General features: G+C 51.4%; 22 protein-coding genes. 6 read left to right on the top strand and 16 right to left on the bottom strand.

What is annotated here, in order from left to right; all coding sequences use genetic code 11:
- Positions 1–464 precede the first annotated feature (464 nt).
- From NIM72_RS00925 to NIM72_RS00890, 8 genes are all read right to left on the bottom strand, one after another.
- Complete coding sequence (locus NIM72_RS00925) at positions 465–1,763, bottom strand: NtaA/DmoA family FMN-dependent monooxygenase (RefSeq protein WP_161736536.1); 1,299 nt, start codon at positions 1,761–1,763, stop codon at positions 465–467.
- Positions 1,741–2,976: an aminotransferase class I/II-fold pyridoxal phosphate-dependent enzyme gene (locus NIM72_RS00920; protein ID WP_253417946.1), complete on the bottom strand. Its 1,236-nt coding sequence runs from the start codon at positions 2,974–2,976 to the stop codon at positions 1,741–1,743. The genes NIM72_RS00925 and NIM72_RS00920 overlap by 23 nt, the downstream gene beginning before the upstream one ends.
- 149 nt (positions 2,977–3,125) lie before the next feature.
- Positions 3,126–4,250 carry an ATP-grasp domain-containing protein gene (locus tag NIM72_RS00915; protein WP_253417939.1) on the bottom strand — a complete coding sequence of 375 codons (1,125 nt, stop codon included), beginning with the start codon at positions 4,248–4,250 and terminating at the stop codon, positions 3,126–3,128.
- Positions 4,251–4,362: 112 nt separating this feature from the next.
- Positions 4,363–5,628: an ATP-grasp domain-containing protein gene (locus NIM72_RS00910; RefSeq protein ID WP_253417937.1), complete on the bottom strand. Its 1,266-nt coding sequence runs from the start codon at positions 5,626–5,628 to the stop codon at positions 4,363–4,365.
- Positions 5,629–6,786 carry an acetyl-CoA carboxylase biotin carboxylase subunit family protein gene (locus NIM72_RS00905; RefSeq protein WP_253417935.1) on the bottom strand — a complete coding sequence of 386 codons (1,158 nt, stop codon included), beginning with the start codon at positions 6,784–6,786 and terminating at the stop codon, positions 5,629–5,631.
- Positions 6,787–6,813: 27 nt separating this feature from the next.
- The gene (locus NIM72_RS00900) at positions 6,814–8,199 is read right to left on the bottom strand and encodes an MFS transporter (protein ID WP_222925619.1); all 1,386 of its coding nucleotides are present in this window, start codon (positions 8,197–8,199) and stop codon (positions 6,814–6,816) included.
- A 132-nt stretch (positions 8,200–8,331) separates the two neighbouring features.
- Positions 8,332–9,405, bottom strand: coding sequence for a TauD/TfdA family dioxygenase (locus tag NIM72_RS00895; RefSeq protein WP_095707936.1), 1,074 nt, complete (start codon positions 9,403–9,405; stop codon positions 8,332–8,334).
- Between the two features lie 455 nt (positions 9,406–9,860).
- Entirely contained in the window at positions 9,861–10,475 is a 615-nt protein-coding gene (locus tag NIM72_RS00890; protein WP_161736864.1) for a TetR/AcrR family transcriptional regulator, read from the bottom strand.
- Positions 10,476–11,333: 858 nt separating this feature from the next.
- Between NIM72_RS00890 and NIM72_RS21465 the strand changes: the two genes are divergently transcribed.
- The 3 genes from NIM72_RS21465 (at position 11,334) to NIM72_RS00875 (ending at position 12,629) form a co-directional block, all read left to right on the top strand.
- On the top strand, positions 11,334–11,462 hold the full coding sequence (locus tag NIM72_RS21465) for a hypothetical protein (protein WP_256497356.1): 129 nt from the start codon (positions 11,334–11,336) through the stop codon (positions 11,460–11,462).
- Positions 11,463–11,890: 428 nt separating this feature from the next.
- Complete coding sequence (locus tag NIM72_RS00880) at positions 11,891–12,202, top strand: hypothetical protein (RefSeq protein WP_253417933.1); 312 nt, start codon at positions 11,891–11,893, stop codon at positions 12,200–12,202.
- 49 nt (positions 12,203–12,251) lie between these two features.
- On the top strand, positions 12,252–12,629 hold the full coding sequence (locus NIM72_RS00875) for a RidA family protein (protein ID WP_253418330.1): 378 nt from the start codon (positions 12,252–12,254) through the stop codon (positions 12,627–12,629).
- Positions 12,630–12,654: 25 nt separating this feature from the next.
- Here NIM72_RS00875 and NIM72_RS00870 read toward each other — a convergent pair whose 3' ends face one another.
- Genes NIM72_RS00870 through NIM72_RS00860 form a run of 3 tightly spaced genes read right to left on the bottom strand, consistent with a single transcriptional unit; the run spans position 12,655 to position 13,873 of the window.
- The gene (locus NIM72_RS00870) at positions 12,655–13,182 is read right to left on the bottom strand and encodes a DUF4865 family protein (RefSeq protein ID WP_253417931.1); all 528 of its coding nucleotides are present in this window, start codon (positions 13,180–13,182) and stop codon (positions 12,655–12,657) included.
- The gene (locus NIM72_RS00865; protein ID WP_253417929.1) at positions 13,179–13,568 is read right to left on the bottom strand and encodes a tautomerase family protein; all 390 of its coding nucleotides are present in this window, start codon (positions 13,566–13,568) and stop codon (positions 13,179–13,181) included. Before NIM72_RS00865 ends, NIM72_RS00870 begins: the two co-directional genes overlap by 4 nt.
- Positions 13,568–13,873, bottom strand: a complete 306-nt coding sequence (locus tag NIM72_RS00860; protein WP_161736861.1) for a carboxymuconolactone decarboxylase family protein — start codon at positions 13,871–13,873, stop codon at positions 13,568–13,570. The genes NIM72_RS00865 and NIM72_RS00860 overlap by 1 nt, the downstream gene beginning before the upstream one ends.
- A gap of 96 nt (positions 13,874–13,969) precedes the next feature.
- On the opposite strand from NIM72_RS00860, the gene NIM72_RS00855 reads away from it, so the two are divergent.
- Entirely contained in the window at positions 13,970–14,851 is an 882-nt protein-coding gene (locus NIM72_RS00855) for a LysR substrate-binding domain-containing protein (RefSeq protein ID WP_253418327.1), read from the top strand.
- Position 14,852: 1 nt separating this feature from the next.
- On the opposite strand, the gene NIM72_RS00850 is transcribed toward NIM72_RS00855, so the two are convergent.
- The gene (locus NIM72_RS00850) at positions 14,853–15,398 is read right to left on the bottom strand and encodes a TetR/AcrR family transcriptional regulator (RefSeq protein ID WP_253417926.1); all 546 of its coding nucleotides are present in this window, start codon (positions 15,396–15,398) and stop codon (positions 14,853–14,855) included.
- Between the two features lie 394 nt (positions 15,399–15,792).
- Positions 15,793–16,341 (bottom strand): GNAT family N-acetyltransferase, encoded by a 549-nt coding sequence (locus tag NIM72_RS00845; RefSeq protein WP_253417924.1) that lies wholly within the window; start codon positions 16,339–16,341, stop codon positions 15,793–15,795.
- A 272-nt stretch (positions 16,342–16,613) separates the two neighbouring features.
- On the opposite strand from NIM72_RS00845, the gene NIM72_RS00840 reads away from it, so the two are divergent.
- Positions 16,614–17,231, top strand: a complete 618-nt coding sequence (locus NIM72_RS00840) for a pyridoxamine 5'-phosphate oxidase family protein (protein WP_222925626.1) — start codon at positions 16,614–16,616, stop codon at positions 17,229–17,231.
- Between the two features lie 40 nt (positions 17,232–17,271).
- Here NIM72_RS00840 and NIM72_RS00835 read toward each other — a convergent pair whose 3' ends face one another.
- From NIM72_RS00835 to NIM72_RS00825, 3 genes are all read right to left on the bottom strand, one after another.
- Complete coding sequence (locus NIM72_RS00835; protein WP_253418323.1) at positions 17,272–17,664, bottom strand: VOC family protein; 393 nt, start codon at positions 17,662–17,664, stop codon at positions 17,272–17,274.
- Between the two features lie 285 nt (positions 17,665–17,949).
- Positions 17,950–18,315, bottom strand: coding sequence for a type II toxin-antitoxin system PemK/MazF family toxin (locus NIM72_RS00830; RefSeq protein ID WP_253417922.1), 366 nt, complete (start codon positions 18,313–18,315; stop codon positions 17,950–17,952).
- On the bottom strand, positions 18,315–18,587 hold the full coding sequence (locus tag NIM72_RS00825; protein ID WP_161736856.1) for an antitoxin: 273 nt from the start codon (positions 18,585–18,587) through the stop codon (positions 18,315–18,317). The genes NIM72_RS00830 and NIM72_RS00825 overlap by 1 nt, the downstream gene beginning before the upstream one ends.
- A 152-nt stretch (positions 18,588–18,739) precedes the next feature.
- Here NIM72_RS00825 and NIM72_RS00820 point away from each other — a divergent pair, with 152 nt between their 5' ends.
- Positions 18,740–19,933: an MFS transporter gene (locus tag NIM72_RS00820; protein ID WP_253417914.1), complete on the top strand. Its 1,194-nt coding sequence runs from the start codon at positions 18,740–18,742 to the stop codon at positions 19,931–19,933.
- Positions 19,934–19,966: the final 33 nt, after the last annotated feature.

The raw sequence follows: 19,966 nt of genomic DNA, 5'->3' as shown, positions 1-19,966 counted from the left end.
TGCCGATACCGGCTATTTTTTGTGGCAGAACAGCGCTGCATAGATAAAGCATATGCAATGTATATGCAGATGTAAAGCATATGCATCTGTTAAGTATATGCAGATGCAGGACATATGTATATGCATCACATATTCTGATTTGTCTCTTTTTATCGAAGATCCGAAAAAAGGCAGAAGCGGATCCCGAGAGATATTTTTTGCTGAGGGTCGTTTTAGTAAAATTGAAGGTAACTTTAGGGAGTGAATGCTTTGCCAGTGCGGCATGAACAGCCAAGGCAACCCCGGATATACGGAGGCTCACTATGCATGAGAAATGATCAGGACAGGAAAAGCCGCATAAGCGGCGTTTTTACTGTTCGAATTGTAGAGTTTGTTGTCCTGATGGGGTCCGAAAGTATTTTTCGTCTCAGATCAGAACTGCAAGTTCTGAATCTCAGGCGTTAACTTGATGAATATATTAATTTTTAAGCGCCGAATATTTTTTCCCGATACGTTCCTTCTGAATATTCAGTTTTATACACGCCTCTGTTCTTCAGTTCCGGGATTAAATAGCCTATAAAATCCTCATAAGTTCCGGAGTTCACTATGCTGGGCAGGTTAAACCCGTCCGCGCCGTTTTGCTGTAAAGTAACAATTTTATCAGCCAGTTCTGAAGGACCGCCCACCATAACGCACCCCAGTCCTCCGACAGCCGCACGCCGGATCAGCTCGCCGACAGTTTCGGGACATTTACTGTGACCTGATACTGTAAACTGCTCAGCAAATGACTGAATGGCCTCTGACTGAAAGGAAGCCAGCGGGCGGAGTGGATCCTGGTCGGTCAGATCAATACCCAGCCAGGCAGAAGCTAAAATCTCCGCACCCTTTATATCTGCAAAATGCAGCATATGTTCATACTTCTGCTGAGCGACTCTGTTATTTTCTGCCGTGATAAAAGTTACCTGAGGGATGATACGGTAGGACGTGCGCGGCCTCTTCCGTTCTGAGAACTTATGGATTATGCCGGACATGAGACGGTTAGTATTTTCTACCGACTTACCGGCCAGGAAAACGCACTCTGCATTTTTAGCGGCAAAAGCGAGTCCTGTATCAGATGCTCCGGCCTGGTAGAGAACGGGGTAGCCCTGCGGAGAGTACGCTGACAGACCGTATCCGGAGAATTTTATATAATCCCCCTCAAATCTCACTTTTTTTGCAGATGAAAAGAAAGTGTCATCCGGGATGGTGTTCATCCGGGGGGCGGCGGCCCACATTTCCATGCACAGCGAGACGTACTCCTCTGCATAAAGGTACCTTTCTTTATGATTCAGAGGAGCGATGAACCCCATTGCCTGCATGGCCGATGGCAGATAAGACGTGACGATGTTCCAGGCCATTCTGCCCCGGGTAAGATGATCCAGCGTACTCATCTTTCTGGTAAACAGATAAGGTGTGTCAGCAAAAACTGACGAGGTCATGCCGAAGCATAAGTTACGCGTCACGGATGCCATAAGCGCGACCGCCGGGGCTGGATCGTGAAGAGGGAACTGAATGCCCCTGGACATGCAATATTCTGACTCATCATCTTTCTGAGTATGGAGGCCTAAAACATCAGCAAAAAAAACCCCATCGAACAGAGCGTCCTCCAGCGTGCTGGCCAGCTTTTCCCAGTAATCCGGAGTCATAAAACCGGCACAGTGATTGTCCGGATTTTTCCACTGGCCCGGATTAAGATGGGTAAGGGAGTTAAGGACAAAGGCATTAAAAATTAACGGGCTTTTCATTAAGCACCTCTCTTTCTGTCATCAAAGAGTTCAGCTTTGTCAGAAAGACGCTGATCTGCTCCTTCTTCATATCAGCCCTTAAGGTGATCCGTATTGCCGGGCTTGATTTAGGTACAACGGGGAAAAATACCGGAGAGGTAAGGAAGCCCTCCTCTGCCAGCTTTGTGCTGAGCCAGATGCATTCTTCTGCGCTCAAACACCGAATTAACCTTACCGGACTGGGGCTCGAATCACCTCTTGTGCCGCGGAGTTGATCAAAATGATGGATGTTATCAGACAGCTTTTTTTGCAGCCGGGGCAACAATGCCGAGTGATGTATCGCCAGTGAAGCCATTCCGGCGCCTATGCCGGCCGCATTCAGGCTCTGGGACCAGTTAACCGGGCCGCCGTACTGCTCAATTACCGGGGTGATATTTTTATCTCCGTACAGTATAACGCCACCCGAAGCGCCAAATGCCTTGGCCAGGGAAGCAACAATAAAGGTGTTTTCAGGGAGTTCAGTAAAGAAAGAGCGGGCATAACCGGTACCGCAGGTGCCAGAAATGCTCATTGCATGAGAATCATCGTAGAACAGGCCAAGCCCGTACTTACTCTGAAGGCTCACGATTTCAGTGATGGGCGATATACCTCCCATGCTGTAAAAGGAATCAGCGACGTAAATAACATGCTGATTAGTCTTACAGATGTCCTCTAAAGCGGTGACGTCATTATGTCCGATAGTCATTACAGACGTTTCTTCTGCGCACAATGCTTTGAGATGATTCATTGAATAATGCGCGAACCGGTCGAACACCATTAACGGCTTTATACCGCCGTTAAAAATACCTGATGCCAGTAAAGGTAACATTGCTGCTGATGCACTGCTGCAGGAAAGCGTTACCAGGGCCTGCGCGTTGAAATGATCGCTGAGCGCATTCTGATAGTTATCCAGCAGAGCGAGACGGCAGCGGTTCCTTGAGCAGGCTATCCGCAGCGTTGCCTGTTCCTGGATAGCCTTTATGGCACCTTGCTGAATTTCCTGCGCGTAGTCCAGGCCAAGATAGGACGTAGTGCAGAAGTGGATGAAATCACGTCCATACTGATCCGTCAGGCTGTTATCTCCGTTTACCGTGACGCTCAGTTGACTAGTTCTGGAGCGACGTGCTGTATTCCAGTGAGGGGATGAAGTTTCATGAACCTTGCTGATGTTCGAGTGTGTCTTAACATTATTCATCAATGTTTTCCTTACTTATGCTGAATATATGGCGCAATAATATTCAGACGCAAAGATCCGGGAATGGTCGCACCATATGGAGTGATCGCATTTTAAAAAAGGTCTCACGCGTTCTGCAGTTACCGCCCAGAAGAATCCGGAAAAATAATTTAACGCACGGTCAGGTACAGGTAAGACCGTCGATCCCTGCCGGTTAAAATCTGTGGGGAGAATGACAGCCTGACATCTTCGGCAGACAGAAAGCCGGTTTCTTTAAATTTTAGTATTTCAGGATCGGAGTCCAGGAAAAAAATAACCTGAGCAAATCCTGAAGGTTCTGCTCTCTCTGGTAAGAACACATCTGAACCATTCAGTTTATTAAGTAGCGCGTTAACCATATCGAAACCCCATGCATCACGGATAATATCCGTAATGAAACTTCCCGCAATGCGGGGGTTAACTTCAATAATATGAACATTATCGGATTCAGTAATGCAGTCAATATGAACAGGTCCCCAGCAGAGATTCATTGTGGCTACGACGTGCTCACAAAGCGCAGCAATATTCCTGATGGCCTTTACACTGAGGTCGGTTTCAGAGGTGTACCCCCGCTCAATAAATAAATCACCGGCCTTTTTTTTCTTCGCCATAATACCTGCGAACTGGCCATCGAATATTTCAACGCAGTATTCGGGGCCGTTTATAAAGCTCTCTATCATTATATCTCCGGAGGGTATAATTTCAGGCAGAGCTTTATACATTTCCCTGAGGCATTGCATGTGGTCTGAAACTTCAGCCGGGGTGTGACACTTTCTTATTCCATGACTCGCCGACCCTTTAACTGGCTTTAAAACAACGGGAAAGGTTAAATGTTCAAACCGGGATTGATATAACTCATTGTCAAGGTTGTACTGGCATGATGCACCCAGCCTGCAGCCCAGGCTGTTCAGAATTACGTCCTGGTACTTTTTTGAAACACATCGAGAGACAGCCTCAGCATCCGGTCCCGGAATGCCCAGACGATTCGAAACCTGTGCCGCCACCGAAGCATACATATCATGTGCTGTTGTAACCCGGATATACTCGCTGTCTTTACGGATGACATTCTGAATATAGCCAGCGACATTATCTGCCGTAACAGTCAGAGTAACGACATTCACTTCTTCTTTAAAAACATGGGTCAGGTCATCATGTTCAGCAGTGATCACCGTTACGTGCAGCCCCCTGGCCAGCGCCTGGTCCACAAGATTCAGGCTGGTCCCCGTATTCCTGGCACCGATAATAACAAGATGCATAAGTTCCTCGTTTTCCCGGATAGCTCATTGCCCGTATGCAGGAATCGGCACGGGCAGATGATACTGGCTGTCAGCTGTGAGTAAGGCCGCCTGTGCGGCCTTTTCAGATCTCTTATGCGGGCTCGGCTGACGCCTGAGGAACCATAAAGTATTCATTTTCGATTGCCCTGATCGTTTTCCAGTCCATGTTCAGCTGTTCAAAATTTTCATGAAACAACCCGACCATGCCAATAGCCGTCTGCAGGCCCGTAGTGACCTGGAGCTGACCGTCCGGTTTCACCCACCGCTTTACGCTTACAAATGAAGGGAGGCTTTCAATTCTGTCCCAGGGGAAATTCTGTAACTGACGGCCTGAAACCGGAGAAACCAGCAGGACATGTCCGCAGTAGCCGCTGAATCCCGGGGCCTTACCGATGCTGTCAATAAAGTGCGCATTATTGACAAACGCGTTGACGGTAGCGGACACATGATTTTCCCCCGTCACCGCCGTCGTCAGTAAGGGATCGAGGCTTCCATGCAGACGGGAATTCAGCTCAACGATTACCGGCCCGTCGACGGTTAGCATCACTTCCATATGGGACGGTCCGAATTTAAGGCCGACTGCATCCAGTACTTTTTTGGCATAATCAATCAGTGCCGAGAATCTGTGCTGGGTATGGTCAACCACCATCATTTTTTCAAGGCGCGGTGATTCCCGGCGATCGCGATCCACTTCCCATACGCTGACAACTTTGTGATGGCCATCGAAAGAAACAATATCAACAATGTACTCCTGCCCCTGCGTGCAGGACTGAACCAGGATTTCGTTCTGATCTTCATCATAATAAGATTTTGAATTGAGAATATTTTCGGCTGCTTCCCTGACCTGAGAAAGGGTGTGGCACACTTTCACGCCACTCACACCGGCTCCCCGGGTAGGCTTCACCACAACCGGCAGGGTAAGATGAGCCTGCGTCCATTCAACGATCTCGTCTGCCTGTTCTGACTGATACTGCCTGGGCGTGAGAAGTCCGCTACGGCTCAGGACTTCTATCTGCTCAAACTTATGGCGGCGTGCCTTGGCAAGATGGACGGGATTTTTGTAAGGAACATCAAGCGCTTCGGCAAGCTCGGCCGCAAGCTCGATACCGCTTCCCCCACCCGGTAATACCACGTCAATCTGCAGATCCTTCAGGTTTTCTGCCAGCACGCGGATATCACCCTGATATACGAGGCTGCGTATAAAGTCAGAATGATTGATCTGCGCCCTGAGGCGTTCCGGCAGTGTCTCACTGCTGAGAACGTGAACACACTGAATACCATAAGAACGGAATGCCGGCGCCAGATACGCGCTGGTTGATGCACCATCCACAATCACGACAGTACTGATTAGTTTCATTTAGTTAGTCTCCGGCTGGAAATTCTGTATAAGGTTTCTGACGTAAACGAACGCCCTGCGCCTGCGGTTACTCAGGTGCTGTGGACCGTAGCTGATGTGCATAAAGGGGTTACTGAGTTCACCCTTTTCAGTAAATGACCAGGGTAACGGGTCGCTTTCGAGGAAAAAATTAACGCAGGCGTAAGCGGCAGGCAGGAAGCCTGCAGGCACCGTGACCTTTTTGCCCTGAAGCTTATCAACGAGGTGTTCAACCATATCAAAGCCATAGGCATCCCGGACAATATCGCAAATGAAGCTGCCGGCAATCCTGGGATTTAATTCAATGATGCTGGCGAAACCATTATGAACGATGCAGTCAACATGTACCGGCCCCCAATCGAGCCCCGCCGCCTGTACTGCCCGGGCGCCTGTTCCGATAAGGTTACGAAGGGTCTTTTCATCAATATCCAGTTCTGACGTATAGCCGCGTTCCAGAAATTCGGTGCCGTACCGTTTGGACTTGCGCATGGCGCCAACGTAATGCCCGTCGAAATACTCAACGCAGTACTCTGTTCCGGGCAGGTATTCTTCCAGCAGTACCGTATCGCTGGGGACCAGGTCCGGCCGCTGCTCTTTCTGATTAACCAGATAGTCGAGATGGCTGATTACCTCGGAATGCTGACAGCAGAGTTTCACGCCATTACTCGCAGTTCCTTCTGAGGGTTTTATTACTACCGGCAGCTGCAGCCTGTGGAGCGCTTCCCCCCGGGCTTTATGATCTGAAAGGCGGAATTCCGAATAGCCGGATGTCGGGATATTGTTATCGGTGAGTATCCTTTTCTGCTGTAATTTTGATACCGCACGGGTAACGGCTGCGGCATCGGGTCCCGGAAGGTCAAGTGCCGAATTGACCTGTGCAGCAACGCTCGCGTACACATCATTAATCGTGGTGATCCTCAGGTCAGCTTCCGGCCTGAGGTATTCTTTTCTAATCCACCCGGAAATAATGCTGACATCAGCAGGCAGATATTTTATTTCCACTTCCGGAGGGAAAACTTCCTCTAATCTGTCTTCAGGATTGCTGATAATTGTGACGGGCATTCCTCTTTTCAGTGCGGTGCTGACCAGTGCCAGGCTTGTGCCTGTTTTCCGGGTGCCTATAATTACAAGCCTCATCATGCTCCCCTTTCCTGACAATATATTTATTTAAAGAAATAATGCGGCCAGAATGACTCCGGCCACCCGGAGCACCACTGAGATATCAAAGGCAAGCCTTGCGCCAGCGGTCATGCTCTCAGCAGCACCCACTATCAGTGCGCCCAGCAGCGCGACGCCCAGCGCGCTGCCAACCTGCCGGGATACGTTAAAAATGGCTGATGCAGTTGCAGAACGCGTTGACGGCACGTTGCCGAGAATGGCTGATGTGAGAGCCGGGGTGCTTATTCCGGAACCGATCGCCAGGAAAATCATGCTCACCATGACAACGTAATACGGCGTATCCCTGTCGAGGTCATGCAACAGCAGAAAGCTCAGTACACATAAAATTCCGCCGCCAGCAACTGTGAGTCGGGGCGTGAAATATCGGGTAAGACGGCTGCTTGCCACATTGGCAATCATGATCACTGTAAATGGCAGCAGGGCCAGCCCCGTCTGCGTTGGGGAGTACCCTTTTACACTCTGGAAGAAAATGCTCAGAATGAATATCAGAGCATAGAAGGTGAGATTGGAAAGCAGTCCCAGAAGAACGGCAATGGTCAGCACGGAGTTCCGGAACAGAGATAACGGGATCATCGGCTCTGCTGCCCGCGTCTCACGGGCCACAAACAGCAGGGCTGCAGCAAGAGCCAGAGCCAGTCCGGTCCATATTTCTGGTGATAGCCATCCCTCTGCTCCTGCCTCAATCACGGAATACGTGAGCAGGAACAGAAACAGTATGGCCAGGACCTGACCGGGCATATCAAAGCTTTTACTCTTCTCCGCCGGCGTTTCCGCCACAAACCGGTAAGTTGCCCACAGGCTGAGCAGGCACACGGGAAGGTTGACGAGGAAAATGGCGCGCCATCCGAAGGCGGTCGTAAGAAGACCACCGGCGACCGGCCCCATAGCGCTTACTGCTCCCCCGATGGCACTCCACCATCCTATGGCATGGCTTCGCACTACCGGATCGCCCGCGCAGGCGTGGGACAGCAGCGCCAGTGACGTCGGGAGGATCAGCGCCGCACCGGCACCCTGAATGCATCGGGCCGCGATCAGGACATCCACGGAATGCGTAAGGGCACACGTCAGGGAAGCCAGGCAGAAAAGAAAAAGTCCGCTGTTAAAAACCCGGCGGCAGCCAAAGCGGTCTCCGGCTGCGCCCGCCGTCAGTAACAGAGCGGCAAAGGACAGTGTATAAGCGTCAACCACCCACTGAAGTCCTGAAACCCCTGTTTCAAGGCTGCTGCCAATTTCCGGAAGCGCAACATTCACGATAGTCACGTCCAGCTGAACCACAATAAATCCAAAGCTGGTTGCAAGCAGAGTTCCCGTCACGGTATTGCCCTGGCCTCCCGTCATGGCTGATCGATGAGATGTCCGGCTGGCTGGGTTCATAATGTTCCTTTCTGGCATGGCAACTGACAGTAAGCCAGCTGACTCTGTTGCGCCTGCTTCGCCTTTGACGTACGGAGGCAAGGCGGGCTTGTCGAGGCCACCGGCCAGCAGGCTGCCGGTGGCGGTGTGGCTTCAGGCAGCCGACGGCGTTTTCTCGCGCCCCGGTATTTCGGATGCTGCGGTTTTCACGTTGGGATCAAACACGCGGTCTTTAACGGGTACGAACGACCTGAAGTTCCAGAGGTTGCGGGCTACAAAAATGCGCTGTACCCAGCGGAGCGCACGATCGTTTTCATCAAAAGCGGGCTTGAAGCTGTCACGGGAATGCAGGGTAAAACTGTTATTAATGAGGATCAGCCTGCCGGGGCTGATCTGAACGCCGAATGAAACTTCGCGTACTGCCTGATAAAGATTTTCCAGAGCCTGTTTTGCACGCGGATTCACGGCCAGTACCATATCCGGGTAGAAGGCTACGGTCACACGCGGGGCAGAGATAGGGCCTGACAGAATCGGACTCAGGTCAGTATTATCACGTGGTTCAGCAGACGCGCCGCGCCAGCGGTAAGGCACGCGGATAATGAAATTTTTGCCGTACAGATGCTTGATATCTTCTTCTGAAAGTTTTTCCAGCGCCCGGCGGCAGTCGGAAATGCGGGTCTGCGGCCCGCCAAGCGGTTCCCCTCTGACGCCCAGTAATATGAGTGCAAGCGGTGACGTATCGCCTTCCGGCATATATGCCTGAGCAGCATTTTCAATATGAAAATCGAGCTCAACTTCAGACCCGAGACCGGTAAACTCTTTGGCTGCCTCTTTATGCGGTGTAAGATTATTTACCAGCTCATGGCCTTCATGAGCAATGGAATAGGGTTCACCCGTAAGCACACCCATTGTCACCAGTATATTTTCAGTCAATACGCCACTTTTGAATGCGCTGCCTGATTCATTATGACGTGGACTGCCGGTGACTGACTTATCTACCGGCAGATTATCAATCTGCAATGAACCGAGCGCGCTCGCTGAAAAGCCTTTAACCTTATTGATTGCCGTGATCACCCTTTCAGGAAATACCGTATAGGCAACCTTTCTGATTTTATTTAAATAAACGTCTGAGCCTGAAGGATCATAGTCAATTTTTTCAAGAACTGATCGGATATATTCTGATTCTTCCGTACTGAGAACAATATTCTGGTCTACATTCGGCTTCATTTATAAATCCTCATCCAGTGTTATATAGGGGGTCTTTACAAAACTATATAAAAACTACTCCCCGAAATTATCTGAGTCAAACCTGTTTGATGAATTATTAGTGACAATTATGCATAAGCAATGAAAGATAGAATCAATAGATTTTCCGCCTATGGATCATTTTTTCACTGTCAACGGATGTGAAACAGTTTCATTTTTATTGATGGCATGAGAATACCCTGAGGCAACGAGCTCAGTGTTTATATGTAAGAGTTAATAACTACATTACTGTAATTATTGCAGATGATGGTGTAAGTATAATCAGCGTGCTTTCATCAAATATTCTTTTATAGAACCTTCCTTTTTCGCTCCAGCCGCAGATAACATTTTTACCTGACGCATGCAGAACAGTCAGGAGCCTGTTCCTTTTTTTTCTCCGGACGGTCATTCCTGCCATCAGCATCACGTTATCCCGGTTACTTATCGTTACTGACAGGCAATGCGAGAACAGAATTGATAAAAAACGCATTTGATCTTCGCAGATTTTCAATTTTTGGTTTCACTTTCCCGTATAACCTCATACCTTCCAGCATCATAAAAAGGCCTTCAGCCATAACGCCGGCATCATAGTCATTCCGGAATACGCCTTTCTTCTGGCCCTTTTGCAGAATGCGCGTCAGCCGGGAAATCAGGCCTGAAAACATATATTCAATCAGCTCCCGGACAGCCTCATCACCAGGAAGCAGTTCACTGGCCGCCGCAATGGAAAAGCATCCCCGTGATCCATCAGGACCGGCGGTGAGCTGTGCAAAAAAATCGAGCGTCTGGGTCAGGGCTGTTTCGGGTTCAAGTTCGTTTTCACGCTGCGTGAGGCGCCGCAGGCCGCCATCCATGTACTGACGAAGCGCAGCAAGGAAGATGGCATGTTTGTCGGGATAAAGTTTATAGATGCTTGCGCTGGCCAGCCCCGATTTTTCTCTGAGATCGGCAAGAGATGTCGCTCTGTAGCCCTTCTCCCAGAACAGTGCCTGAGCAACGTTCAGAAAGTCAGTAGGGTTAAATTCTCTTGGTCTGCCAGCGTTTCTTTTCATGGATCATAAACCTTTATTGTGGATTACTTAATCTACAATCCGTTTAATGCTTTCGTAAAGCGTTTTTAACTAAAATTTTACTTTTGGTGATGGTGAGGTAAAGAGGATAAGGCGGGACGGTATGGAACGTTGTGGTGCGGGCCGGTCTGATCCTGTCTTCTGATTGATGTCGCCTCTCAGACACTCAGGCTGAGCGAATTTTACTCATGACGCAGCTTTTAATCTTAAAAGCAATAATTTCCACTTTCAGTCAATAATTCAGCATAAGTTCTATTTTATATCAGATGCGCCATTCTGGCTGCCTATTCACTGTATGCTGCTCACGTCTCTTTCTCCTGATTCAGAAGATCCGAATAAGGGCAGAACCGGATCTTTCTTCCCTGGTGGCGGTTTTTTGCGCATGGCACTACATATCGTGTCTCTGTCATCTGCATTAACCTCTACATATGGTGTAATGACGCGAGCCAGGGCCGTCTGCGCCGGGCTTTTCCCCGCCCCGCCGTCGTGTTACGCTTCCGGTTAATGCTATAAATTGAAAAAGTCGGATCATGACAGGATGGGCATCAGGTAATTTCGAGTGGTTTATTTAAGCAAACTATTGGTAACCAGGAATAAAATAAGCACACTCATATTATCTTTGATTAATTTTTACATATTGAGTAAATCAGCCCTTCTGTAAGAACGCTATGAATCCTCCGGAAAACTGTTACGTTCGAATCCATGAAAGCCCATGATAATTACAGCTACGCCTTCGAGAAAATCCTGTACGGAATTACTTCCTCTGAAAAGAGAGACGCAGACTTCGCGAACGGAACCGCGCTGAAAATATTCAGCAGAAAATATGCGGAGTTCCGTCAGGTGCTGAGCGACGCAGGTGAACTCGGTGACCACGAGTGCGATCTGGACACGTTTGCGCATGGCATTGACGTTCTGCAGGGCTATTTTGACGGCACTACCGGCGGCCTGACCGAGCGCCTGCCGGTATAGTATTGCATCGTCTGATTTCGCTGTCCGACCCGCAGTACGTGGACCAGCAAGAGCTGATGGTCTCCACACCGAAATTTTTGCTTAGGCGCTGTCATGCTGAGACCGACCGTACCGAGAAAAGTCAGGCTCTGGGCCGTGACAGACATCACAGTGTGCATCTGGCTGAACGAGGCTGGACGGGATTACATTTTGATTACTTTTCAGCAGTAGCTACGCCATACATATGCTCTATGCGGACATTCCAATGAGGATGCTGCAGAGCATGATGTGGCACAAAAGCGTTAATTCGACAAATGTCTATAAGAAGGTATTTGCGTTGGCGGCAGGGTGCAGGGTGCAGGGTGCAGGGTGCAGGGTGCAGGTTCAGATACTATCGCCATACTGAAAAGGGTATGAGGCTGTTAATCATACGAAAACAAGTGTTATAAATGGCTAAAATATATTCTTCCGCTGCTGCTTATGCTCGCCCTGGCTGGCTTTTAATCCCGCACGACAGTGAGGAAGACAAAGCGTATTACGTCGCGGTGTTCTGCGCAATTGATCACCAAGGTCAGCAGCCGTTCGACCAGCAGATGCGAAATGTTATTGAAGGCGGCAATTCTGACTATGCGCTGCAGAAAATAGCCTATAAACCGCGGCTGGGACGCAGCGTGATTGGCCGCTGGGAGCAACTGAAAGCCGATGAGCAACAGCGCGCCGCGCAGGATAATGTTGTCTGCCAGCAACTGCTGATGCGCTAAGTGGTGGCGGAGAGTAATGTCTGATGATTCACATGATGAAGGAGAAAATATGACCCTGCCAGAACGCAAAAATTACCCGCCACTGGACGAAGTAAAAGCGCCTTATGTCCACGCAGTGAAACATGGTGAGACGCTGTATGTCTCAGGGCTGACCGCTTTCGGTACGGCGGCTCAGCAGGGAGATATGGTTGAACAGGCAGAAGCCATTTTTGATCAACTCAGGGCAGTTGCCGTAGCTGAGAATACGTCGCTCGCAGCGCTGCTGAAAGTCACGATATTTATCACCTCTTTCACAGAGATCACCGCGCTGCGGGAAGTGCTTTATCGCAACTACGGCGAACATCTGCCCGCCAGCTCGCTGGTACAGGTCAGCGGACTGTTCTCCGCTGACCTGCGCATAGAGATTGAAGCCATTTTTGCCCTCTGAATGGCACTCCGCATCAACGCCGCTGCTACAGCCGCAGATCTGCAGCGGCAGCGCCTCGCGCCAGATAACCGATGCGATAGACCTCCGGACCGGACGCTGGTCGCTGCTGAGATACGTTAACCGTTAATCCCTGCCAGCGGGTCACATCCCAGGCGCTGAAGCCTGCTTTCACCGGCAGTGCTGCCAGGTTCGTATGTGGCGAAATCGTCCAGCGGTTCAGTGTCATAAAACGGGCTTCAGCCAGATTAGTGGTGAAAGTCGGTTCCTCAAACGCCAGCCAGCTTTCGATGATCGGCCAGCCAAAATCCCTGACCAGCGTCGCAAAGCCCGGGCTTTGCAGGAAACGCTGCATGCCACTCGCCTCCCGCCAGAAATAGAGCGGCGCATAGCGATTTTCATTGAGTACTCCATCCTCACGGCAGGCGTAAAGATACGCTTTTGCCACCAGCCCTGGAAAGCCATCCAGCCGGGCTCCGTTCAGACTGATGCGCTGTTCGATGATGCCCATGTCATAGTCAGCGGGCAGCGTAAAGCGATAGTGCATGATAATCATAACGCCGCCTGTGCCAGCATCCGGCCGCCGCTAAAGCTCCACTCTTCGGTGCTGTTAAACTGAATGATGATCATCACATCATCAGGATCGATTGCCATCTTTGTCTGAAGTGCCGCGCAAAGTGCGTGATAAAAGCGTTGCTTCTGTTGCCGGGAACGCGAACGGCCTGCCGTTATCTGAAATAGCACGAAATTTTCGCTGCGGCCTCCGCTGAGATAACGGCGATCAAACACACGCTGAGAGCCAGGCAGCATCTCAATGATCTGAAAACAGTCCTGCTCTGGAACGTCAAATTCTGCGACCAGCGCCTGCTGCAGCAGCGTGGAGAGAAGATGAAGATCTGCATCGCTGTAACCTTGCCGCAAGGTGATCCGGGTGAAGGGCATCAGTGATTATCCTCCAGATAGCTCAGCGCGGTAACGGCAGCAGGCCAGCCTGCATAAAATGCCAGATGCGTGAAGCTCTCCACCAGTTCATCCAGCGTCAGTCCATTTTGCCGGGCGTAGTTAATGTGCCACGGCAACTGCTGGACGCGTCCCAGCGCAGTTAGGGTTGCCAGCGTCAGCAGGCTGCGCTCACGTGATGACAGCAGGCCGCGCTGCCAGATATCATCAAACAGCACCTGCTGCGTCAGTTCAGCCAGTTTTGGCGCGCGCTGCGCCAGTGTTTCCCGATCCAGTGATTTTTTCATTGCACGCTCCTCGTTGGTCAGAGAGAGTGTCACTCAGCCCGTTAATCCTGAAAATCAAATTAATCAGCATCCACTATCCTCATTTTAAGGACAATGATGAACAAAGTACCGGAATCGCTCGATATGGATGCGCTGCGCAGTTTCGTGGCGGGTATTGATGCGGGCAGCTTTGCTCTTGCGGCACAGCACCTCTGCCGGTCAACCTCAGCCGTCAGTGCGCAGCTTAAAAAACTCGAGCAGCAATGCGGTACCGCGCTGGTGATGAAAAAAGGGCGGCATCTGCAATTAACCCGCAGTGGCGAGCAGTTGATGAGTTACGCAAGACGTCTGTTGTCACTGAACGATGAGACCTTGCGGGCCGTGAAAGGCGAAGCATTGCAGGGCGAAATTCGCATCGGCATGCAGGAGGATTTTGGCGAGGCGCTGATGCCTGCCATTCTCGGCGCGTTTAACCGGCAGCATCCGGGCGTGATGCTGACCGCTCGCGTCGACAGAAATCTGGCGCTCTTAACGGCACTGGCTCGTCATGAGCTGGATTTAGCGCTCCTGTGGCAGGCGGAACAGCAATCCGGCACGCAGGTGATCGGTCAGTGTCCGTTAGTCTGGATACAGCATCCGGCATTTGATCTGGCGGGGATTCTGCAGCGTGGCGAACCGCTGCCGCTGGTGGCATTTGAGGCGCCTTGTGTGATGCGAACCCGCGCTACCGGGGCGCTGGATAAGGCAGGCATTCCGTGGCGCGTGGTGTTTACCAGTCACAGTCTTAGCGGCATCTGGGCCGCGCTGCAGGCCGGGCTGGGTATCACCCTGCGCACCCGCGCGGGGTTGCCGGAGGGGCTGGTGACAGAATCACAGCGACTGCCGCAGCCTGGCCATCTGGGTATTGCGCTGGCCCGCTCAGACCAGAGTGACGATCCCGCTCGTGCGCTGTTGCAGCACCTGATCACCGAAGCCGCCCTGCCCTACGTTCAGGGCTGAGTTAAAATGCCTGCTGAATCAGCAACGAACAGTATTCCGCTGAAACGTCACGATCACCAAACAGTATGTGGAACATCACGGGCGCGACAGCGACATCGACGAGGCGATCAACGTCAAAACCCGCTTCGTCGCGCGCGATGGCCCGGTTATTCAGGGTTTCAAGATGCTGATAGGTGAATCCACAGCATTTATGGCTGGCCGCTTCAGCATGACTGCCAATCACATCGGCAAGCAGTTCACGACCCACTTTCGAGGACATCTCTTCAGCATACTGCTGAAGGAACGCGGTGAGATCGCCGATCATCGAGCCGGTATCTTCCGGATCGGCAATCGGTCGCATCCTCGCCACGGCCACATCCGCCAGCAACTGGGCCAGATCGCCCCAGCGTCGATAAATCGTGGAGGGTGTTACGCCTGCCTGTTCGGCGATCATCGGTACGGTAATGGCGGAACGATCCCGCGTTTCCAGTAGCCGGTTAACGGTATCATGCACTTCCGCCTGAATACGGGCGCTGCGCCCACCCTGCCGAATCATCTCCCTCGCCATCTCGTTCTCCTGCTTTTTCAGCGTCAACGTTTTGGTTAACGCAACGATGTTGCATTAACAGATAGCGGCAGTGTACCGCATCTCTGGCTGAGCAGGCGCTAAAGTGTGCGATCGGGCGTGTGACACTCAGGGCTGAAGTTTACTCAGGCCTGCTTTGACCGGCTCTCCGCTGAAATGAGACGAACGGTTGTCTGATGCGCCTATCCACAACAAACTGACTGCCATTACCGCTGAAATAAAAATCGTACGAATATCCATAAATCCTCCCCTGAGTAAGGCGGTTAAGGTAATCCAGTGAGCAGGAAAGTAATCGCGGGATAAGAGAGGGTTTCTCAGAGGTTTAAGGCAGTAAGAGGACGCAGACAAAACTGCGCCCGACTCGCAAAGAGGAAAATCAGACGTTAAGCGCGTTACCAGCGTCAAGCCATTCACGTCGGCTGAGGGCATACATCAGGCTGGGAGGCAGCCCTTCGAGATCGTTAACCTTTTTCAAAAACGTTAAGCCTGCTTTTTCCAGCACCCGGCGCGAAGCCAGATGGTTTTCACGCACCACGCCCGTGATGACGCTGAGTCCGGCCTCCTCAAATCCGTAGCGAATGGCTCTGCGTGAAAGCTCAGTGGCATATCCTTTACTCCAGGCATCTGGCTCAAACCGGTAGCCGAGATTATTAGTCTGACGGCCGTCAAACTGGCTTCTGAAGACGCCACCAAAGCCGATAATTTTTTCCGGATGGGCTTTCTCGAATATTGTCCAGTCGCCGAAACCCTGATTCCGGTAGCTATCCTGTATGCGCTCCATGGCCTGAACAGCATATTCCCTGTCAGGCCACGGGCCTCGCGGGTTAAATTTATGCGTTTCCGGGTCGCCATAAATTCTGAAAAGGTCGTCAAGATCCTCACGAAGGGTAAATCTGTAGAGCAACCGCTCTGATTCCCAAAACATCCTTTGCTCCTTTTGGATACTGATCAGGTTAATCCTTTATATCAGCAGGTTGTTCTGATACCAACACCTGGGTTTAACAGGTCTGGCCCGGTAATCCCTTTCTGTCTAGCCGGGATTGACGGATCACAGTGAATAGTGATCACAAAGGACGACGCAGTGGCTCTGACTCTGCAGTTATTGGTGTTAAAGTCCTGGTTAAACCTGCGCGTCGGATCTGTGGTGTCTTATCGTCAGCGTCCTGAGGATCTGATCAATAAAAGGAAAGTGCAAACATGCCTGAACAGAACAGCTTAGTGACGGAACTGACCGAACTTGAACGTCTTTACGGCACTGTCGCCCGGCCTTCTGTGGCTAAGGTGACCGATCATATTCATCCCGCCTATCGTCCGTTTATAGCCGCCTCGCCTTTTGTGGCGCTGGCAACATCGGGACCGGAGGGGCTGGATGTTTCACCGCGCGGCGATCCGGCCGGATTTATCGAAATCGAAGATGATTACACCCTGCTGCTGCCGGACAGACGTGGCAATAATCGCATCGACAGCCTGCGTAATATTTTAAATGACAATCGGGTTGCGCTACTTTTTCTCATCCCCGGCATCGGCGAAACGCTACGTGTGAACGGTACGGCGGCGATCAGTACCGACCCGGCGCTGCTTGAGCGCTTTGCGGTCAACAATCAGCAGCCCAAAACCGTGCTGCGCATCCACGTGGAGAGCGTTTTCTTTCAGTGCAGCCGGGCGATTATCCGCTCCGGGTTATGGAATGCTGAAACGCAGATTGCGCGGCAGTCGCTGCCCAGCACCGGCTCGATTCTGAAACAGATTGCGGAAATCGATGGCGATGCCTATGACAAAGCGCTGCCAGAGCGATTAAAGAACTCGCTTTACTGATCGCCGTTGGTGACCAGCCGATCCTGCCCTTGCGAGAGTGTTACGCAATGCTCTCCAGTATCTGCTTTGCCTGAAGGTAGTCGTAAGAGGTCACTTCAATCTTATTATCACTGAGATCGCTGAAATAGACGGACATCGACACGTCGTGGTCACTGACGCTGAAAGGGATTTTATTCTTACTGAGTACAGGCAGGAGTTCGTTAAAGGATGACGCGGCCACCCCGAAAGCTACCGTGTGACCAGGTGGCTGGGATTTTCTGAGGAAAAGAGAGAGGGATGCACTGTTATTCCTGATGACAAGTGGACCGCCCTGCTCAAACCAGAAGTACAGTGCATCATCGCGGGAAAAGCCCAGGATTTCGTTATACCATTGCTCTGCCTGCTCAATATTTTCAACATAAAGATGGATATGATCGATCTCAGCTATCTTCATCATCTGGCTCCATGATTGTTTTTAACAGTGAGACTGGTCGAAACAGTATTGATAGACAACCCGCAGAGCACATAAAACACGTTGCAGGAAAGAGACAGAGAAGAATAAAGGACAATGGCCTGACGAGAAAAAACACAGGCGAAGGAGGCAATTGAGGAGCATCACGCTTTAGTGGCTATGACGCTTTCATCAGGTCACACACTTACAGTTTAAATGAGGCCTGTATGCCTTCCCGGATTGAATAAATCAGTAATTTATTAAAATCTTGCTGTCGCAGAGTTTTATTTATCGCGGGTCGATAAGGTCTATAACCAGAGACAATATTTCATCCATAACATATGGCTCTACCCTGGCAGCATAGCTTGCCTTACTCGCTGTCAGGTCAAGCGAACGCACCTGATAACACAGCGCCACGCCGGTCACCTTGCCGGTATCTGTGCTGTTACCGTCCAGAAACACAGTGACTCCCTGTGAGCGCGACGCAACGCCGCCGCTTGTTACCGGCACACAAACTGCCGTCCCCAGAGCTGCAACTAACTCGCGCTGAGAGATAACAAGATAATAATGCGGCCCTTTAAACTCACGCCCTTCAACCGGATCACCATTAACGTGCCAGATTTCGCCCTTCTGCGGCACCCTCCTTGAAACCATCAGATATGCTCCCTTCCCTGCGGCGCGTCATTCAGTCCGTCGACGGCCTCGTCGTTATAACTCTGGATTTCCAGCTGATCAATACCGGCCAGCAACTGAGCAACGGTCCGGCGTCCGCGTGGTACACGCGTAACCGGCACTATATTCACGGATTCGCCCTCAGTGGTCACGTCCAGCTCAATGCCGACGGTCCAGCCTGCTCTGGCAGCAATCTCACTGGGGATAGTCAGCACGACAGCTCCGCCCTGCTGACGAAGTTTTGTTGATGCCATGCGTCCTCCGGTGTGTAACTTAGTAACACATAGCTTAGCATAAGGTGACACTAAGTCACATCGCAATAAACGTTAAAGCAAAGATATTGCATTAAGCTCAGAATCACCGTATACCTTATTAAAAGCTAATCCTTTGCATTAAGGCGACTCCCATGAACCCAATCCTGACAGCGCAGGCGGCTACCCGCACCACGCTTTTTAGCTTTACCGGTGCGGCGCTGATCTCAGCCACCAGCAGTGCGCCAACGCCGCTCTACCCGCTTTATCGCAGCCTGTTTCATCTGACGCCGACCATGCTGACGCTGATCTTTGGTGCTTATGCTTTCGCGTTGCTGGCCGCGCTGCTGACGGTGGGTAAAGTGTCGGATTATACTGGCCGACGTCCGCTGATGCTGCTGGCACTGGCGATTAACGTGGTCGCGCTGATGATCTTTATGGTGGCCAGTTCGGCCCCAACCCTGATTGCCGCCCGACTGGTACAGGGCTTTGCTACGGGTATTGCACTGCCGACCTTCGGTGCCAGCCTGATTGACGCCAGTAAAACCCGAGGACCCCTGCTCAATTCGTTCACCGCGTTTCTCGGGATGACGCTCGGCACGCTGACAGGTGGCATTCTGGTTAGCTTTGCCCCTTTCCCTACGGTCACGGTTTACGCGCTGCTGATGGTGCTGATGGTAGTCGCGATGGCGCTTCTGCCACTGATACCTGAAACGATTGCGCCTCAGCCTGGAGTACTGGCCGCGCTGCGGCCTCAGGTGAGCATTCCGCGACGCGCACTGGGTCCGTTGCTGAAGGTGACGCCGGTGAACATCGCAACATGGATGCTGGGCGGATTTTATCTGTCACTGATGCCCACGATGGTGGCAAATGCAACCGGCCTGACATCGCCGTTTATCGGCGGCTCGATTGTGGCAACGCTGATGCTAAGTGCAACGGCAGCCGTATTACTCTTTCGTCCGTTGCCACCCGCGCGGGCATTAGTTATTGGAACCCTTATGCTGATGGCGGGTGTCGGTGTCACACTGACAGGCCTTTCCCTGCACAGCGTGGCCCTGCTCTATATCGGCACCGCCATTGCGGGTCAGGGGTTTGGATCGATTTTCTCCAGCGTGCTGAAGATCATTATGCCGTTAGCAGAGAGTCATGAACGGGCCGGGTTGTTCTCCGCTTTTTTGATCAAAAGCTATCTCGCCTTTGCCCTGCCCGCGATTGCGGCCGGTATTGCCGCACCCCATATCGGGCTGACCAACACCGCCTGGCTCTATGGCATGACCATTATTATGCTGGCGCTGGTGTCACTCCTGGCGGTCAGAGGTCGCGCTTTAGCTGGCACGGCCTGTTCTTAAACACCACTGATACGGCCAGAGATCGGCCGCGTC

It is taken from the genome of Pantoea sp. B550 (assembly GCF_024158165.1).
Taxonomy (GTDB): domain Bacteria; phylum Pseudomonadota; class Gammaproteobacteria; order Enterobacterales; family Enterobacteriaceae; genus Pantoea; species Pantoea alfalfae.
Note: the sequence above shows the minus strand (reverse complement) of the source record. Positions and strands in the feature narration are given on the sequence as shown.

Excerpts from the sequence above, each read along its gene's own strand:
- NIM72_RS00925 (WP_161736536.1), bottom strand. The coding sequence starts at position 1,763 with ATGAAAAGCCCGTTAATTTTTAATGCCTTTGTCCTTAACTCCCTTACC.
- NIM72_RS00920 (WP_253417946.1), bottom strand. The coding sequence starts at position 2,976 with ATGAATAATGTTAAGACACACTCGAACATCAGCAAGGTTCATGAAACT.
- NIM72_RS00915 (WP_253417939.1), bottom strand. The coding sequence starts at position 4,250 with ATGCATCTTGTTATTATCGGTGCCAGGAATACGGGGACCAGCCTGAAT.
- NIM72_RS00910 (WP_253417937.1), bottom strand. The coding sequence starts at position 5,628 with ATGAAACTAATCAGTACTGTCGTGATTGTGGATGGTGCATCAACCAGC.
- NIM72_RS00905 (WP_253417935.1), bottom strand. The coding sequence starts at position 6,786 with ATGATGAGGCTTGTAATTATAGGCACCCGGAAAACAGGCACAAGCCTG.
- NIM72_RS00900 (WP_222925619.1), bottom strand. The coding sequence starts at position 8,199 with ATGAACCCAGCCAGCCGGACATCTCATCGATCAGCCATGACGGGAGGC.
- NIM72_RS00895 (WP_095707936.1), bottom strand. The coding sequence starts at position 9,405 with ATGAAGCCGAATGTAGACCAGAATATTGTTCTCAGTACGGAAGAATCA.
- NIM72_RS00890 (WP_161736864.1), bottom strand. The coding sequence starts at position 10,475 with ATGAAAAGAAACGCTGGCAGACCAAGAGAATTTAACCCTACTGACTTT.
- NIM72_RS00880 (WP_253417933.1), top strand. The coding sequence starts at position 11,891 with ATGGCTAAAATATATTCTTCCGCTGCTGCTTATGCTCGCCCTGGCTGG.
- NIM72_RS00875 (WP_253418330.1), top strand. The coding sequence starts at position 12,252 with ATGACCCTGCCAGAACGCAAAAATTACCCGCCACTGGACGAAGTAAAA.
- NIM72_RS00870 (WP_253417931.1), bottom strand. The coding sequence starts at position 13,182 with ATGATTATCATGCACTATCGCTTTACGCTGCCCGCTGACTATGACATG.
- NIM72_RS00865 (WP_253417929.1), bottom strand. The coding sequence starts at position 13,568 with ATGCCCTTCACCCGGATCACCTTGCGGCAAGGTTACAGCGATGCAGAT.
- NIM72_RS00860 (WP_161736861.1), bottom strand. The coding sequence starts at position 13,873 with ATGAAAAAATCACTGGATCGGGAAACACTGGCGCAGCGCGCGCCAAAA.
- NIM72_RS00855 (WP_253418327.1), top strand. The coding sequence starts at position 13,970 with ATGAACAAAGTACCGGAATCGCTCGATATGGATGCGCTGCGCAGTTTC.
- NIM72_RS00850 (WP_253417926.1), bottom strand. The coding sequence starts at position 15,398 with ATGGCGAGGGAGATGATTCGGCAGGGTGGGCGCAGCGCCCGTATTCAG.
- NIM72_RS00845 (WP_253417924.1), bottom strand. The coding sequence starts at position 16,341 with ATGTTTTGGGAATCAGAGCGGTTGCTCTACAGATTTACCCTTCGTGAG.
- NIM72_RS00840 (WP_222925626.1), top strand. The coding sequence starts at position 16,614 with ATGCCTGAACAGAACAGCTTAGTGACGGAACTGACCGAACTTGAACGT.
- NIM72_RS00835 (WP_253418323.1), bottom strand. The coding sequence starts at position 17,664 with ATGAAGATAGCTGAGATCGATCATATCCATCTTTATGTTGAAAATATT.
- NIM72_RS00830 (WP_253417922.1), bottom strand. The coding sequence starts at position 18,315 with ATGGTTTCAAGGAGGGTGCCGCAGAAGGGCGAAATCTGGCACGTTAAT.
- NIM72_RS00825 (WP_161736856.1), bottom strand. The coding sequence starts at position 18,587 with ATGGCATCAACAAAACTTCGTCAGCAGGGCGGAGCTGTCGTGCTGACT.
- NIM72_RS00820 (WP_253417914.1), top strand. The coding sequence starts at position 18,740 with ATGAACCCAATCCTGACAGCGCAGGCGGCTACCCGCACCACGCTTTTT.